Raw genomic sequence first — 15419 nt, forward strand, 5'->3', positions numbered from 1 at the left:
GCTTTCGACATGAACGACGTTGCCATCATCGGGGTGGGACTGCACCCGTTCGGCCGGTTCCCCAAGACCGCCATCGAGATGGGCGCCGAGGCGATCCAGCTCGCGCTGGCCGACGGGGGTGTGCAGTGGAAGGACATCCAGTTCGGCTTCGGCGGCAGCTACGAGGTCAGTAATCCCGACGCCGTCACCCGGCTGGTGGGGCTCACCGGGATCCCGTTCACCAATGTGTTCAATGCCTGTGCGACGGCGGCCAGTTCGATCGAGCAGACCGCCGAGGCGATCCGGTCGGGCCGCTACGACATCGGCATCGCCGTCGGCATGGACAAGCATCCGCGCGGGGCGTTCACCGACGATCCGGCCAAACTCGGCCTGCCCGCCTGGTACGCGGAGAACGGCCAGTTCGTCACCACGAAATTCTTCGGTATCAAGGCGAATCGCTATATCCACCAACACAACATCTCGCAGCGCACGCTCGCCAAGGTGGCCGCCAAGAACTTCCGCAACGGCGCGCTCAACCCGAACGCCTTCCGGCGCAAGCCGATCGCCGAGGACGACATCCTGTCCTCGACGATGCTGAACTACCCGCTGACGCAGTACATGTTCTGCGCGCCCGACGAGGGCGCCGCGGCCGTGATCATGTGCCGCGGGGATCTCGCCGCCCGCTACACCACCAAGCCGGTCTACCTGCGCTCCACCGCGATTCGCACGCGGCGCTACGGCGCCTACGAGGTGCACAGCACCTGGGCCGCGATCGACGAGGACTCCTCGCCCACCGTGTACGCCTCCCGCGCCGCCTACGAGGCCGCCGGGATCGGGCCCGAGGACGTGAGCGTGGCCCAGCTCCAGGACACCGACGCGGGCTCGGAGGTGATCCACATGGCGGAGAACGGGTTCTGCGCCGACGGCGACCAGGAGAAGCTGCTCGCCGAGGGCGCGACCGAGATCGGCGGCCGGATCCCGGTCAATACCGACGGCGGCCTCATCGCCAACGGCGAACCCATCGGCGCCTCGGGCATCCGGCAGGTCTACGAGCTGGTCCTGCAGCTGCGCGGGCAGGCCGGTGACCGGCAGGTTCCCGGCAAACCCACGGTGGGGTACGCCCAGGTGTACGGCGCGCCCGGAACCGCCGCGGCGTCCGTGCTGAGCATCTGAGGGGCCGCCGAATTCCCATCGCAGAGAATTGAATTCTCACAAATCAAAAAAGTTAATCTCGTGAATGTTGGTGGACACGCGACCTGGACGCGGGTTATCACGTCATTCTCCGGTACAGTGCATTCATGTTCTCTTCACGTGACCGAGGACCGTGGCGCCTGTGACCAGTCCGAGCGAAGAGCCCGCCTGGAAGCAGCGTGCCGTCGAGCGCTCGTTGCGGACCGCGAAACGGCGGGCCGAACAACGCGTGCAGAAATTCCTCGACGCCGCGCAGGCCATCATCACCGAGAAGGGCACTACCGACTTCACCGTGCAGGAGGTCGTCGACCGGTCGCGCCAGTCGCTGCGCAGCTTCTACCTGCAATTCGACGGTAAGCACGAGTTGCTGCTCGCCCTGTTCGAGGATGCCCTCAACCGCACCGCCGAACAGTTGCGCGCGGCGGCCGACGGCAAGAAGAAGCCGATCGACAAGCTGCAGGTGACCGTCGAGCTGCTGTTCGAGCTGTGCCGCCCCGATCCGGCCGCGCAGCGCCCGCTGTTCACCGACTTCGCCCCGCAGCTGCTGGTCTCGCATCCGGCGCAGGTGAAGGTCGCGCACGCGCCGCTGCTGGCCCTGTTCAGCGAGCTGATGGAGCAGGCGGCGCAGGCCGGTCAGGTGCGCGCGGACGTCGATCCGCACCGCACGGCGGCGATGGTGATGCAGACGGTGATGTTCACCGCCCAGTCCTCCGGCAGCACGAACGAATTGACCCAGAATCCGCTTACCGCCACCGAGGTCTGGAACTTCTGCGCGCGCGGATTCGCCGGGAAATGAGAATAGTGTTCTCGGAGTAAAGGCTCCGCCACCTCAGGCCCCGTAACGCTCGGCCAGTATGCGGCGCAACACTTTTCCCGACGGCAGGCGTGGGATCTCCGGGACGAATACCACCCGGCTCGGCCGCTTGTAGGTAGCCAGCCGCTCACCGACCAGCGCGATCAGCTCGTCGGCCGATACCTGACCGGCGGTCGACACCGCCGCGACGATCGCTTCCCCGTCGGCAGGATCCGCGACCCCGAACACCGCGCAGTCCGCGACGGCCGGATGCGCGTACAACACAGCCTCGATCTCGGCGGGCGCGACCTGGAAACCGCGCACCTTGATCATCTCCTTGAGCCGGTCGGTGAGCCGGATCCAGCCGTCGGCGTCGATGGAGCCCACGTCACCGGTCCGGTACCAGCCGTCGTCGAATGCCGTCGCGGTCGCCTCGTCCGGGAGATAGCCGGCCATCAGCGATGCCGAGCGCGCCTGGATCTCCCCGGTCTCGCCGGGTCCGGCCGGTTCCCCGATCTCGGGCGAGACCACCCGCAGGGTGACACCCGGCGCCGCGCGGCCGACGCTGTCCAGGCGCGGCCCATCGATCGGGCTGCACGCGATGACGGGAAGTTCGGTGGCGCCGTAGGCGGGCAGCCACGCGACTCCGGTACGGCGAGTGACGGTTTCGGCGATGCTCGCGGTCACCGGCGTCGCGCCCCACATGATGTAGCGCAGTGACGACAGGTCGTAGCGCTCGAGATCCGGATACCGGGCGAGGGCCAGCGCGATCGGCGCCACTGCCATCTCCACCGTGATCCCGTCCCGTTCGATACACCGCAGCATGCGCTCGAGGTCGAACCGGCGGTGCAACCGCATCCAGGCGCCCGCCTCCAGAATGGTGACGATATTGAGCAGGCCGAGGATGTGCGAGGGCGGCGTGACGATCTGCAACCGGTCGTAGGAGGTCAGGTCCAGCACCTCCCGCCACTGCCGCACCGAGACGCCGATCGATGCGTGGGTGTGCCGGACGGCCTTGGGCAATCCGGTTGTGCCCGAACTGAATACGAGGACGGCGTCCGACTCCGGATCGGGCCGCGGAAACTCCCGGCCCGAGGGCGTGATCGGCTCGTCGAGGTGCCGCGTCGGCAGCAGGTCGGCCAGCACCGGATGATCGCCGACCCCGGCCACCGGCGCGGTGATCCGCAGCGCGTGCTCGGCCTCGGCCCGTTTCCACGCCGGGCTGATGAGCACGGCCGCCGCGCCCAGCCGCCAGATCGCCAGCACCGCGACGACGAACTCCGGCCGGTTCGACGACATCAGCGCCACCCGGTCCCCCGCCCGCACGCCGCGGCCGTCGAGTTCCCCGGCCAGCCCGGCGGCGAGCCGCTCGAGCTCGCCGAGCGTGTAGACGTCCTCCTCGAAGGCGAGGACGACGGGTTCGGTCCGCACGGTCATCGCCCACTCCCATCCGTTGAGGAGAATATGGTTCTCACTATGGCAGAATACACATACCGCACAGAGTGTCGCAGGCGATCGCGGGGCCGGTCAGCGGCCCGGCGCGCCGTCGCGGGCCGCGCGCGCCGCCAGGAAATCGTCGACGATCCGGGCGCAGTCGGCCCGTGTCGCATGCCCGATCCCGGTGAGCCGCACGAAGACCAACGGGCCGACGAGCTGGGCCAGCACGGCCGCCAGATCGCGGTCACCGAGTATCGCGCGCGCGTCGGCGCCGCCGAACAGCTCGTCGAACGGCCGCCGGTAGTTGTCGATGAACCGCTGCCGCAGCGATCCCGCCTCGGCGCCGGCCTCGTCGCGCTCCCCCGTCGCCAGCCAGGCCAGCGTCGCCAGATGCAGTGGGGCGCCGTTGATCACGTCCGCCTGCCTGCCGAGCAGTTCGATGAGGCGCTCGCGCAGCGTGCCCGTACGCGGCGCCTCGACCACCGGCGGCAGCAGATGCTCAAGGGTCGCGGCGCGCAACTGCACCACATTGTCGAAGTGCCGGTACAGCGTGGTCCGGGCGACGCCGGACGCGCGGGTCACCGCGTCGACGGTGATCGATTCCAGCCCACCGGATCTCAGCAGTTCCGCGGCGGCGTCGAGCAGCCGGGCGCGGGAGCGGACCCGGCGCGGGTCGGTCTCCTCGACGCGATGCGGTCCACGGGCGGCGCTGGTCGTGGTCATGAACGCAGGATTCCCCTTCGGGAGCTCTATTGCACGAACCCAACTTATGCTACTTCTTGTAGCGTAGCGATACTGCTAGTTTCGTTTCTTCGGGAGAGGGCCCTATGACCACGACCGTGACAGCAGTGCCGCGCCGGCTGCGGTGGGTGGTGGCGGTGTCCAGCCTGGCGGTGGCCCTCGTCGTGGCGTCCATGGCCGCGCTCTACACCGCGCTGCCCGAGATCGCCGCCGACACCGGGGCCACCCAGTCCCAGCTGACCTGGGTCATCGACGGGTACACCCTCGCGCTGGCCTGCCTGGTCCTGCCCGCCGGCGCCCTCGGCGACCGCTACGGACGGCGGCTGATGCTGATCGGCGGCCTGACCGTCTTCGCCCTCGCCTCGGCGGCGCCGCTCGTCGTGGACGGGCCGGTGTGGCTGATCGTGGCGCGGTCCGTGGCCGGTGCGGGGGCCGCGGCGGTCATGCCCTCCACGCTGTCGATCCTGACCTCCGGACTGCCCGAAGACCGGCGCAGCGTCGCCATCGGCATCTGGGCCGGAACCGTCGGCGGCGGAGCGGTTCTCGGCATTCTGGGCTCGGGCCTGCTGATGGCGCGCTGGTCGTGGATCTCGATCATGCTCGCGATGACGATCGCCGGAGTCGTCCTGGCGGTCGCCGCGTACACGATTCCCGAATCGTCGGATTCGTCGCGACCGCCGTTCGACCCGTGGGGCGCCGTGTCGGGCGCCACCGCTATCGGGCTGGTCACCGTCGCGGTGCTGGAGGCGCCGCAACGGGGGTGGACCGATCCGGCCGTCCTCGTGATGGCCCTCGCCGGCGTGGCGGCAGGCGCGGTCTTCGTGGTCCTGGAGCGGCGCGCCACACACCCGCTGCTCGATGTGCGGCTGTTCGCCGAGCGGGGATTCAGCGTCGGGACGATCTCGGTCGCGGTCCAGTTCCTCGTCTCGTTCGGCCTGTTCATGCTGATCGTGCAGTTCTTCCAGCTCATCCTCGGCTACCGGCCGCTGATGTCGGCGCTGGCCATGGCGCCCATGATCGTTCCGATGATCGCGCTGTCGCTCGTGGCGCCCTGGCTGGCGCAGCGGTTCGGGCTGCGCCTGATCACGACGTCGGGTCTCGCGATCGTCGGCGCGGGCGTGCTGTCGCTGGCCCATCTCACGGCGGGCAGCACCTTCGTGGACGTGCTGTGGCCGCTGCTGATCATGAGCGTCGGGCTGGGCCTGTCGGCGGCGCCCGCCACCGCCGCCATCGTGGAGGGCGTCCCCGCCGACAAGCACGGGGTCGCCGCCGCGGTGAACGATGCGGCCCGCGAGGTCGGCGCCGCGGTCGGAATCGCGCTCGCCGGAAGCATTCTCGCCGCCGGATACAGTCACCACATCGCCGCGGCGCTGCCCATGCTGCCGGAGGCGGTCCGCGATCCGGTATCCAGTTCGCTCGCGAGCGCGCTGCAGGTCACCGAGCACATGGGACCGCAGGCCGCGCCCCTGGCCGAATTCGCCGAAACCGCCTTCGTCCACGGCCTGCGCCAGTCCTGTCTCGTGCTGGGACTGTTCACGATCGGGGTCGCGATCGTCCTCGGATTCTGGGCCCCGGGCCGCCGAGCGGCCGCGTCATCGCCTACCTCCGGGTAACCTGGGGGCTCGCCCGCCGGTGCTGCGGCACGACCGGCTCACCGCGCGCGGCGCTGTTCGAAGTGGTTTGCCGACAGGTGAATTCGAGGGAGGCGGCATGGATCCGCGCTATCGGTTGGACGACACGATCGATATGGAGACGCCCAGCATCGCCCGGATGTACGACTACGTCCTGGGCGGGGGCGCCAATTTCGAGATCGACCGGGAGGCCGCGGACGCGATACCCGACGGGATGCCCGGCAGCCGCGCCTGGGCCCAGGCGAACCGGGCATTCGTCGGCCGGGCCGTCGCCGCCATGTGCGAGCGCGGTATCGATCAGTTCCTGGATCTGGGGTCCGGGGCGCCGACGGTCGGCAGTCCGCACGAGATCGCGTTACGGCACAACCCGGATGCCCGCATCGCCTACGTCGAGCGGGAGCCGATCGCCGTCGAGTACGCCGCCCGTGTCCTCGAGGACGAACCCCGAGTCACCATGACCTGGGCCGACTTCCGCGATGTCGACAGCGTCCTGGCGGCGGACGGCGTGGCCGATCTGATCGATTTCGACCGGCCCGTGGGCATTCTGGCCATGGCGGTCCTCGACCTGCTCGAGGACGTCGATCCGAAGGAGCTGACCGCCGCCTATCGCGACGCGTGCTGCGCGGGCAGCGCGATGGGCATCTCGCACGCCGTCGGGCTGACGCTGAGCCTGGAGGAGCAGGAGCAGGTGCTGGCGGTCATGCGCCGGACGAATACGCCCGGCGCGGGTTTCGGCACCGTCGACGACGTCGCCAAACTGCTGACCGGCTATGTGCTGCTGGAGCCGGGCATCGTCCCGGTCGGCGCGTGGCGGCCGGCGGACCCCATCACCGACGAGGAGGCACGGCGGGCCAACTACGTCGGCGCCGTGGGGCTCCGCTTGAGTTGAGCTTAGGGACTTTGGTCCTCGAATTGCCGAATCGCCCGCTCGGTGCTGGCGTAGAAGCGGACCGAACCGTCACTATGTTTTTGCGCGGCGGTCTCCTGATCGGGGGGAGGCGCTCACCATGGGCCGTTATCGGGTCGCGCCGGTTCTCTCTGTCCGGCAAGGGGATTGACCATGAGCAAGAGGTTTGCCGCGGTGCTGATCGGGGCCGCCGGTGCGGTGGTGGTGTTCGGGCTCGTCCTCGGGGTGGCGACCTCCGCGGCGGCCACGATCGGAATGCCGGCGTTCGTCGCGGGGATCGTGTCCTGCGCGCTGCTCGGCGCCGGGCTCGGGGCGGTGCCGCACGCGCTCGCCGCGAGGTCGGCGCGTGCGCGCGACGACGGGTCCGCGACCACCCGGCCCGCCGAATCCCGGTGGTCGTCCTAGCGCCGGACGGGCGGCGCCTTCCCACGGCTGGAACGACCGTGCGGTTTGTGGTCGTTTAGCATTCCGACCAGCCCTGATCCGCGATTCTTGGTGAAGATCACAGGATTCGCCGCCGACCATGGATTGCGCGGCGGTTGCCGACGTAGTTTACCGGTGGGCACACCTGGGACAGTGGCCGATTCGGGCGAAGCGAGGGACACCGTGGTCGATCTCGGATGGAACGATGTGTGGCGCCCGCGCGCCGGCAGGCTCACCACCTGGACCGTCCTGCCGTCCGCCCGGGCGGCGATGCTGCGGGCGCCGGTCTGCGCCGGGCCCGTGCCGAGCTGGCAGCAGCGCTACATGCGCGCCACCCACCGGCTGGCCGGCACCAACTGCCCGCACGGCCGCCTGCACGTGGTGGAGTTCGACATCGACGGGTATCCGCGGATCGCGGCCATGACCAGGGCCGTCACCGCGCTGGTCCGCCGGCACGACATGTTCCGCAGCTGGCTGAGCGTCGAACCCGACGACCGCGTGGTGCGCCACATGCTCGATCCCGACGACGTCGAGCTGGTCGCCACGGTTCGCTGGGATGTCACCGGCGCGGGGATCGGCGAGATGGTGCGGACGAGCGTTCCGGACGCCCTGCACTGGGACTGCTTCGGTTTCGGGGTGATCGAGCACGAGCACTCCTTCACCACCTACGTGGCGGTCGACCGGCTGCATCGCGGCGGGCTCACCGCGGTCTCGATCGAGACCGAGCTGCGCGCGCTGTACCGGCGCGAATTGTGTGACGGCGGCGGTCGTTCCCGCCGGCCGGCCGACTACTGCCGCTCGGCGACGCCCATCGCTTAGCATGCGGTCCATGGGAGGACCACCGCGCGTAGGGCTGCTGTATCCGACCCGGGACTCGGGGGAGGACGACTTCGTCGACCTCGCAAGGCGTTTCGAACCCGCGCTGGATCTCGCCGTCGTCTACATCCCGTGGCCCGGCGACGTGGACGATCTCGCGACGCTGACCGTCGAGCAGGTGATGGACGCGTTGCGGCGGCTGGGGTCGGCGGCGCACCTCGAGCGGGTGGTGCCCGATGCGCTGGCCGGGCGGCACGTCGACGCGGTGGCCTTCGCCGTCACCAGCTCGAGTTTCCTGGACGGGCCGGGCGGCGTCGACGAACAGCTGCGCACCCTCCGCCGCGTCACCGGACGCCCCGCCACCAGCACGACGGCGGCCTTCCAGCAGGCGATCAGCGACCGGAATCTGCGCCGGGTGTCGCTCGCCTCGGTGTATCACCCCGAGGTGTCGGATCATTTCGTCGCGCGGGTGCGGGAGGCGGGGGCCGAGGTGGTCGCCCGCGTCGACGCGAACGCGGGCTCGGATCGGGAATTGGCGGCCTGGCCGCCGGAGCGGATCCTGGATCTCGTGCGGCGGGCCGCGCATCCGGACGCGGAGGCGATGCTGCTGCCCGAGACGGCCTTGCACACCAGCCGCCTCACCGAGGAACTCGATCGCGCCGCGGGGTGCCCGGTACTCACCGCGACCCAGGTGACCCTGCGTGCCGCGGCGGATCTGACAGGGCCCCACTGAGATCGGAGGTCACGGTTTGCCCACCGGGTACTGTCCGCCGCGGGGTCGGCAACGAATCCGGGAGTACCCCGGTCGGCGCGCCGACCGCCGATCACAACGGTGTGCTCGACTCGGTACGCCGCCGGGGCCCGGCGCGCCCCTAGCAGACCGCGGCGAGCAGCCGCCGCAACTCCCGCCGATCCTTCTCGCCGAGCGCGGCGAGCACCCGCCGCTCGGCCGCCAGCACCTCCGGATCGATGCGGTCGAGCATGCCCAGGCCCTCGCGGGTCAGCGTGGCCGGCAGCGACCGCCCCGACGGCACGCTGGCGGGACGCGTCACCAGGCCCCGCTCCTGCAACCCTCGAATCACCTTGTTCATCGCCTGCGGCGAGACGCCCGCGGCGCGCGCCAGCTGGGCGTTGGACGTCCCCGGGGACTGGGACAGCATGCGCATGCAGAGGTACTCGGGGAACGCCAGCTCCCGCGGTTCGAGCACGGTGGCGGCCACCTCGGCGCGCAACGCCGCCGCAACCCGGTGCAGAAGGTAGCCGAGGGGCTTGTCCTCGAATCCTTCCATGGTGATTATATTGACATATATCAACCTGGTTTACATACAATGGGAACATGACGAGTCCTTCGAGTGATGAGATGTTCGAATCCGCCTACCGGGGCGAAGCCCCCGAACTCGGGCAGGGCGTCCGGCCACCGTGGAGTATCGGAGAACCCCAGCCCGAGATCGCCGCACTCATCGATGCGGGCAAGTTCCACGGAGAGGTCCTCGACGCCGGTTGCGGCGAGGCCGAGACCTCCCTCTATCTCGCCGAACGGGGTTTCACGACCGTCGGCCTGGACCTGTCCCCCACCGCGATCGACCTCGCCCGCGCCGCGGCCGCCGCGCGCGGCATCACCGGCGTGAGCTTCGAGGTCGCCGACATCAGCTCGTTCACCGGCTACGACGGCCGTTTCGGCACCATCGTCGACAGCACCCTGTTCCACTCGATGCCGGTCGAACTGCGGGCGGGCTATCAGGAATCGATCGCGCGGGCCGCGGCGCCGGGCGCGTCCTACTTCGTGCTCGTCTTCGCCCGCGGCAGCATGCCCCCGGGTCCGGTCAACCCGGTGGACGAGGAGGAACTGCGCGAGGTGGTGGGCAAATACTGGGCCATCGACGAGATCCGGCCCGCGCGGATCCACGCCAACTTCCCGGACAACCTCGGGAACTTCGAGGACTTCGCCGGCCGGATCGATATCCGCGACGAGGCCAAGGGCCGCAAGTCCGCCCCGGCCTGGCTGCTGTCGGCGCACCTGGCCTGACGCGGAGCGCGCCCCGCTCCACGACGGCGCGGGGCGCGCCGCCCGGCCCGACAACCGGTCAGGAATCGAGAAGCCGCAGGTACCGGCCCGTCGCTAGCGTCGGATCCACCCCATTCCGAGGAGGATTCGATGAACTGGAACACCCGGGTGCGGCGGCTGCACCGAGCGCTGGCCGTCACCTTCGTCGCGACGCTCGTCGTCACCGTCGCCGGTCTCGCGCTGAGCGGTCCGCAGTGGCTGGCCTATCTGCCGCTGTTCCCGCTGGCAGTGCTGGCGCTGTCCGGTCTGGTCATGCTCGTGCGGCGCGGCGGCGGCGCGGACTCGCGGATCGTCGGGGGTGGTGCGCGGCGGCTTCATCGCTGGTCGGCCGTCGTGTTCGTCGTGACCGTACTGGCCACCGTCGTCGCGCTCGCGCCCGAGGATCCGATCGTGTGGGTGTCCTACCTGCCGCTGCTCCCCCTCGCGTCGCTGCTGGGTACCGGCGTGTACATGTTCGTGCTGCCCCACCGGCGAGCTCGCGCCGCGCGCCGGGTCGCTACCGCGTGAGACGCCCGAGCAGCGAAGAGGCACAGACGATTCCGATGACCGCCGCCGCCACCAGCACCCCCAGATCCGGCCAGAGCCGGTAGCTGCCGCCGACGAGCAGCCCGCGCAGCAGGTCGACCTCGTAGCTGAGCGGGTTGACGTGACCGATCGCCCGCAGCCAGCCGGGCATGGCATCGATGGGGTACAGCGCGTTGGAGGCGAAGAACAGCGGCATGGTGATCGCCTGCCCGATCCCCATCAGGCGGTCGCGCGAGATCACCAGCCCGGCGATCGTCATCGACAGGCAGGCGAAGAACGACGCGCCCAGGACGACGGCGACCACCGCGCCGAACAGCTTCAGCGGATTGATCGTCATGTGCACGCCCATCGCGAGCGCCAGCGCCACGATGATCAGCACCTGCGCCACCGAACGGACGCCCGCCGCAAAGCATTTGCCCGTGATGAGGGCCGACCGCGGCGTGGGAGTGACCATCAGCTTGGTGAGGATTCCGGCCTCGCGGTCCCAGATCAGCTGGATCCCGTAGAAGATCGCGATGAACAGCGCCGACTGGGCGATGATGCCGGGCGCCAGGAAATCCAGGTAGGGCATGCCGCCGCTGGGGATGGTGTGCAGCCGCGCGAAGGTGGTGCCGAAGATCAGCAGCCACAACGCGGGTTGCACCGCGCGAGTGACGAGTTCGGTGCGGTCGTGCCGCAATTTCTGCAACTCGACCAGCGCGAAGGTGCCGATGCGCGAACCGAGTGCGACCCAGCGCCCCACCCCGTGCGGCGCGAGCCGCAGCGCCGGGTGGTCAGCCGGCGCGCTGAGCGGTCCTGCGTGTGCTTCGGACACCGCGCAACCCTCCCTCCGTCGTCTCCGCACCGAGGTCGGCGCCGGCGTGGTGGCGGAACACGTCCTCGAGCGTGGCGCCGGCGCCGAGCGTGGCCTTCAGGTCCGCCGGGGTTCCGGCCGCGCGCAGTTTTCCCTTGTGCAGCAGGGCGATCCGGTCGCACAGGGCGTCGGCCTCGGCCATGTAGTGGGTGGTGAGCAGCACCGTGGTGCCGAACCGGTCACGCAGGTCGCGCACCCGGTCCCAGACGCTGTCGCGGGCGATGGGGTCCAGGCCGACGGTCGGTTCGTCGAGTATCAGCAGCGCGGGCCGGTTGACCAGCGCCTGCGCCAGTTCCAGCCGGCGCACCATACCGCCGGAGTAGCTCGCGGCGAGCCGGTCGGCGACGTCGAGCAGATCCATCGCGGCCAGCGCCTCCTCGACCCGTCGCGCGCGCTCCTTGCGCGGCACGTCGAACAGTCGCGCGAACCAGGCCACGTTCTGCCGTCCGGTCAGCGTGCCCTCGATCGAGAGTTGTTGCGGCACATAGCCGAGGTTGTAGCGGATATCGGTATCGCGGCGGCCGGCCTCGAATCCGAACACCCGAACCGTGCCCTCGCGCACCGGCACGAGCGTGGTCAGCAGCCGGATGGTGGTGGTCTTCCCGGCGCCGTTCGGGCCGAGCAGGCCGAAGATCTCGCCGCGCTCGACCCTCAGGTCCAGGTGGTCGACCACGACGTGCTCGCCGTAGCGGTGGGTCAGGCCGACACACTCGATCGCCGTCATGGGCGCTCCCCCGTCTCGTACTCGTGCAGGATTCCGGTCAGCTTGTCGACGACCGCCAGCCCGCGGACCAGCTCGTCGCGCTCGGCCGCGGTCAGCTCCGCCAGCGCCGCGCCGACGAGACCGTGCCGCCGCCTGCGGGTTTCGTCGACCGTGCGCTGAACGGCGGCCGGCAGGCTCAGCCGCATCACCCGCCGGTCGCCCGGATCCGATTCGCGGATCAGCAGTTCCGCCTTCGCCAGGGCCGTGACCAGCGTCGACACGCTGTTGGGCGCCAACCCCAGTTCGGCGGCGGCCGCCTTCACCGAGATGCCCGGATTACGGCCGACCAGGCGCAGGAACTCCGCCTGCCCGGCGCTCACCCCGGTCCGGTCGAACGACCGCCCCGCGATCCGCGCCACCTGCCGCCGGAACCGGCCGAACGAGCTCAGCAGCCCGCCGACCAGCTCCGCGTTCTCGGGTGCCGTCGTCATGCCACCGAGAATACCTCTGCACCAGAGCTAAATGAAGAGACCGCCGGAAATCAGGCGGCCTGCCCGAGAACGGCGGTGACGCGGATTTCGACGCGCATCTTCGGCGCCCCGAGGGCCGCCACGCCGAGCTGGGTCCAGATCGGCGCGCGCTCGCCCATGCGCTTGCGGAACTGCTCCACCATGACGCGGGTGGGAACCTCGCCGATGAAATCGGCGGAGTCGGGCACGTGATAGGAGTGCACGGCGACGACATCGCGCCACGTGGCGCCGGCCGTGGCAAGGGTGCGCTCGACGTTGTCGAACGCCCGCACGATCTCCGTCTCCAGGTCCTCGGGAAATTCCAGATCGTCGGTCCAGCCACCCTGGCCCGAGATCTCGACGCGGTCGCCGATCCTGAGGGCCTGGTGGTAGTGCAGATCGGCCAGCATCGTCTCGCCGTAACCGGGCGTGACGAAGAATTCCGGCGTACTCATGGGTGATCCTCTCGGTTGACTTCACACGTGAAGTCAACGTAGCACCCTTTACTTCATGCGTGAAGTCACGGGCGCTCGGTATCATGCCGCCATGGCGACCACGGATCCCGGCGAGGACACCCCTTACGAGGGGCTGTGGCTGACTCCGGACGAGAAGGAGGCCTGGACCGGCATGGCCTCCCTGATCCTGTTGCTGCCCGGGCGGCTGGAATCACCGTTGCAGCGGGAGACCGGCCTGACGCTGTTCGAATACCTGGCCCTCAGCCAGATCTCGGAGGCCCCGGACCGCCGCCTGCGCATGAGCGAGCTGGCCTACCTGGCCAACGGGTCGCTGTCGCGATTGTCCAACGTGGTCAAGCGATTCGAGCAGCGCGGCTGGGTGGAGCGCTCGCCCGATCCGAGCGACGGCCGCTACACCGTCGCCGCGCTCACCGACTCCGGATTCGACGTGGTCGCCGCCGCCGCGCCCACGCACGTGCGCGCGGTGCGGCAGTTCGTCCTCGACCCGTTGACGGCCGCCGACCGCCGGGCCCTGGCCCGCATCGCCGCCAAGCTCCGGGTGCGCCCGGAGGATCTGGCCTAGTCGCGGCGGCTCGGAACGAATTCCTGGACTTTGGTTTTCAGGCCCTGGGTGATGAGATGCCAGGCGTCGGGGTCGCCACGCAGGACCGCTTCGGCGGTGGATTTCATCTGCTCCCAGGTGGCGTGCGGCGGGATCGGGGGGACCTCCGGATCGCAGCGCACGTCGAGCAGGACGGGGCGGTCAGCCGACAAGGCCCGTTCCCATGCGCCGGGGAGGTCGTCGGGGTCGTCGACCTCGATCGCGTCGACGCCGAACGCGCGGGCGGTCGCGGCGTAGGAGGTCTCCGGAAGTGATTGGGACTCTTCGAATTTCGGCGCTCCGCCCATCGACCGCAGCTCCCAGGTGACCTGGTTGAGATCGTTGTTGTGGAAGACGCACACCACCAGCCGCGGATCGGTCCACCGGTCGCGGTAGCGGGTGATCGTCAGCAGTTCCGCGAGGCCGTTCATCTGCATCGCGCCGTCACCGACCAGCGCGATCGCGGGGCGGTCCGGGTGGGCGAACTTCGCGCCGATCGCGTACGGCACACCCGGCCCCATGGTGGCCAGCGTGCCCGACAGCGAGCCGCGCATATCGCCGCGTATCCGCAGGCAGCGCGCGTACCAGTTGGTGGAGGAGCCGGAATCCGCTGTCACGATGGCGTTCTCGGGGATCTTCTCCGACAGCTCCCACACCACCCGCATCGGATTCACCGGCTTCGCGGCCAGCATCGACTGCCGCTCCACCGCCTCCCACCAGCGCGCGACGTTCGACTCGATCGTATCCCGCCAGCTCCGGTCGCTCTTGCGTTCCAGCAACGGAACAAGTTCCGCCAGAGTGGATTTCGCGTCGCCCACCAGATTGACCTCGGTGGGATACCGCATGCCGATCAGCGCGCCGTCGATATCGATCTGGACGGCGCGGGCCTGGCCGAACTCCGGAAGGAACTGGGAATAGGGGAAATTCGAGCCCACGATCAGCAGGGTGTCGCAGTCGCGCATCAGCTCGTAGCTCGGGCGGGTGCCCAGCAGGCCGATACACCCGGTCACATACGGCAGGTCGTCAGGCAGAACGTCCTTGCCCAGCAACGCCTTCGCCACGCCCGCACCGGTGATCTCGGCGAGCCGGGTGACCTCCTCGGCCGCCCCGCGCGCACCCTGACCGGCCAGGATCGCGACCCGCTCCCCCGCGTTCAGGACCTCCGCGGCGCGCGCGATACCGTCGCGTTCCGGCACGACCGTGACCCGCGGGAACTGCGGCGGGCTGGACGGCACCTGCTTGAACTCGTGCGACGGCGGCTCGTACCGTTCTTCCTGCAGATCGGCCGGGACGATGATCGCCGTCGGCGCACGCCGCGCGTAGGCCACCCGGAACGCCCGGTCGAGGGCGTTGGGCAGTTGCTCGGGCACGTTCACCTCGACCAGATACTCGCTGGCCACATCCTTGAACAGGCTCTGCAGATCGACCTCCTGCTGATAGCTGCCGCCCATCGCGCTGCGCGCGGTCTGGCCGACGATCGCCACCACCGGGACATGATCGAGCTTCGCGTCGTACAGCCCGTTCAGCAGGTGGATCGCGCCCGGGCCCGAGGTCGCCGTGCACACGCCGACCCGGCCACTGAATTTGGCGTACCCGACCGCTTCGAACGCGGCCATCTCCTCGTGCCGGGCCTGGATGAACGCGGGCTCGTCGTCGGCACGTCCGAACGCCGCGACCAGGCCGTTGATCCCGTCACCGGGATATCCGAAGACGCGAGTGACACCCCACTCGCGTAGCCGCTGCAGGATGTAGTCCCCGACTTGCTGTGCCATCTGGCTCTCCGTCCGGTC

Annotated in this window: 18 protein-coding genes; 10 read left to right on the forward strand and 8 right to left on the reverse strand. The window is 69.7% G+C overall.

Annotation, left to right across the window (positions count from 1 at the left end; all coding sequences use genetic code 11):
• The first annotated feature begins 9 nt into the window (after positions 1–9).
• Both ON41_RS19210 and ON41_RS19215 read left to right on the forward strand, forming a co-directional pair.
• The gene (locus tag ON41_RS19210) at positions 10–1152 is read left to right on the forward strand and encodes a thiolase family protein (RefSeq protein WP_040749070.1); all 1143 of its coding nucleotides are present in this window, start codon (positions 10–12) and stop codon (positions 1150–1152) included.
• Between the two features lie 160 nt (positions 1153–1312).
• The gene (locus ON41_RS19215) at positions 1313–1966 is read left to right on the forward strand and encodes a TetR/AcrR family transcriptional regulator (protein WP_040749071.1); all 654 of its coding nucleotides are present in this window, start codon (positions 1313–1315) and stop codon (positions 1964–1966) included.
• A 33-nt stretch (positions 1967–1999) separates the two neighbouring features.
• Here ON41_RS19215 and ON41_RS19220 read toward each other — a convergent pair whose 3' ends face one another.
• Together ON41_RS19220 and ON41_RS19225 are read right to left on the reverse strand one after the other, a co-directional pair.
• Positions 2000–3400 carry a class I adenylate-forming enzyme family protein gene (locus tag ON41_RS19220; protein WP_040749072.1) on the reverse strand — a complete coding sequence of 467 codons (1401 nt, stop codon included), beginning with the start codon at positions 3398–3400 and terminating at the stop codon, positions 2000–2002.
• Between the two features lie 90 nt (positions 3401–3490).
• Entirely contained in the window at positions 3491–4123 is a 633-nt protein-coding gene (locus ON41_RS19225) for a TetR/AcrR family transcriptional regulator (protein WP_040749073.1), read from the reverse strand.
• Between the two features lie 104 nt (positions 4124–4227).
• Here ON41_RS19225 and ON41_RS19230 point away from each other — a divergent pair, with 104 nt between their 5' ends.
• From ON41_RS19230 to ON41_RS19250, 5 genes are all read left to right on the forward strand, one after another.
• Positions 4228–5754 carry an MFS transporter gene (locus tag ON41_RS19230; protein ID WP_040749074.1) on the forward strand — a complete coding sequence of 509 codons (1527 nt, stop codon included), beginning with the start codon at positions 4228–4230 and terminating at the stop codon, positions 5752–5754.
• 97 nt (positions 5755–5851) lie between these two features.
• The gene (locus ON41_RS19235) at positions 5852–6661 is read left to right on the forward strand and encodes an SAM-dependent methyltransferase (RefSeq protein ID WP_040749075.1); all 810 of its coding nucleotides are present in this window, start codon (positions 5852–5854) and stop codon (positions 6659–6661) included.
• A gap of 171 nt (positions 6662–6832) precedes the next feature.
• Positions 6833–7084 (forward strand): hypothetical protein, encoded by a 252-nt coding sequence (locus ON41_RS19240; protein ID WP_157185537.1) that lies wholly within the window; start codon positions 6833–6835, stop codon positions 7082–7084.
• 201 nt (positions 7085–7285) lie between these two features.
• Complete coding sequence (locus ON41_RS19245; RefSeq protein WP_157185538.1) at positions 7286–7921, forward strand: hypothetical protein; 636 nt, start codon at positions 7286–7288, stop codon at positions 7919–7921.
• A gap of 10 nt (positions 7922–7931) precedes the next feature.
• The gene (locus ON41_RS19250) at positions 7932–8651 is read left to right on the forward strand and encodes an aspartate racemase/maleate isomerase family protein (RefSeq protein ID WP_157185539.1); all 720 of its coding nucleotides are present in this window, start codon (positions 7932–7934) and stop codon (positions 8649–8651) included.
• A 139-nt stretch (positions 8652–8790) separates the two neighbouring features.
• Here ON41_RS19250 and ON41_RS19255 read toward each other — a convergent pair whose 3' ends face one another.
• Complete coding sequence (locus tag ON41_RS19255) at positions 8791–9207, reverse strand: MarR family winged helix-turn-helix transcriptional regulator (RefSeq protein WP_040749078.1); 417 nt, start codon at positions 9205–9207, stop codon at positions 8791–8793.
• Between the two features lie 47 nt (positions 9208–9254).
• Between ON41_RS19255 and ON41_RS19260 the strand changes: the two genes are divergently transcribed.
• Positions 9255–9944, forward strand: a complete 690-nt coding sequence (locus ON41_RS19260) for a class I SAM-dependent methyltransferase (RefSeq protein WP_174411335.1) — start codon at positions 9255–9257, stop codon at positions 9942–9944.
• 129 nt (positions 9945–10073) lie between these two features.
• A complete protein-coding gene (locus ON41_RS42725) occupies positions 10074–10490 on the forward strand; it encodes a hypothetical protein (RefSeq protein WP_218003510.1) in 417 nt (138 codons plus the stop codon).
• Here the strand turns inward: ON41_RS42725 and ON41_RS19270 are convergent.
• From ON41_RS19270 to ON41_RS19285, 4 genes are read right to left on the reverse strand one after another with little or no spacing between them, the layout of a single operon-like run.
• The gene (locus ON41_RS19270) at positions 10480–11322 is read right to left on the reverse strand and encodes an ABC transporter permease (RefSeq protein WP_040749080.1); all 843 of its coding nucleotides are present in this window, start codon (positions 11320–11322) and stop codon (positions 10480–10482) included. The two genes, ON41_RS42725 and ON41_RS19270, sit on opposite strands and share 11 nt — an antisense overlap.
• Positions 11282–12085 (reverse strand): ABC transporter ATP-binding protein, encoded by an 804-nt coding sequence (locus ON41_RS19275; RefSeq protein ID WP_040749081.1) that lies wholly within the window; start codon positions 12083–12085, stop codon positions 11282–11284. Before ON41_RS19275 ends, ON41_RS19270 begins: the two co-directional genes overlap by 41 nt.
• Entirely contained in the window at positions 12082–12555 is a 474-nt protein-coding gene (locus ON41_RS19280) for a MarR family winged helix-turn-helix transcriptional regulator (protein ID WP_040749082.1), read from the reverse strand. The genes ON41_RS19275 and ON41_RS19280 overlap by 4 nt, the downstream gene beginning before the upstream one ends.
• Before the next feature lie 50 nt (positions 12556–12605).
• Entirely contained in the window at positions 12606–13028 is a 423-nt protein-coding gene (locus ON41_RS19285) for a Rid family hydrolase (RefSeq protein WP_040749083.1), read from the reverse strand.
• Between the two features lie 91 nt (positions 13029–13119).
• Between ON41_RS19285 and ON41_RS19290 the strand changes: the two genes are divergently transcribed.
• Positions 13120–13611, forward strand: a complete 492-nt coding sequence (locus ON41_RS19290; RefSeq protein ID WP_040749084.1) for a MarR family winged helix-turn-helix transcriptional regulator — start codon at positions 13120–13122, stop codon at positions 13609–13611.
• Here the strand turns inward: ON41_RS19290 and ON41_RS19295 are convergent.
• Complete coding sequence (locus ON41_RS19295) at positions 13608–15401, reverse strand: thiamine pyrophosphate-requiring protein (protein ID WP_040749085.1); 1794 nt, start codon at positions 15399–15401, stop codon at positions 13608–13610. The two genes, ON41_RS19290 and ON41_RS19295, sit on opposite strands and share 4 nt — an antisense overlap.
• Positions 15402–15419 lie beyond the last annotated feature (18 nt).

The sequence above is a fragment of the Nocardia transvalensis NBRC 15921 genome (genome assembly GCF_000308875.1).
In the GTDB taxonomy this organism is placed as follows: Bacteria; Actinomycetota; Actinomycetes; order Mycobacteriales; family Mycobacteriaceae; genus Nocardia; species Nocardia transvalensis.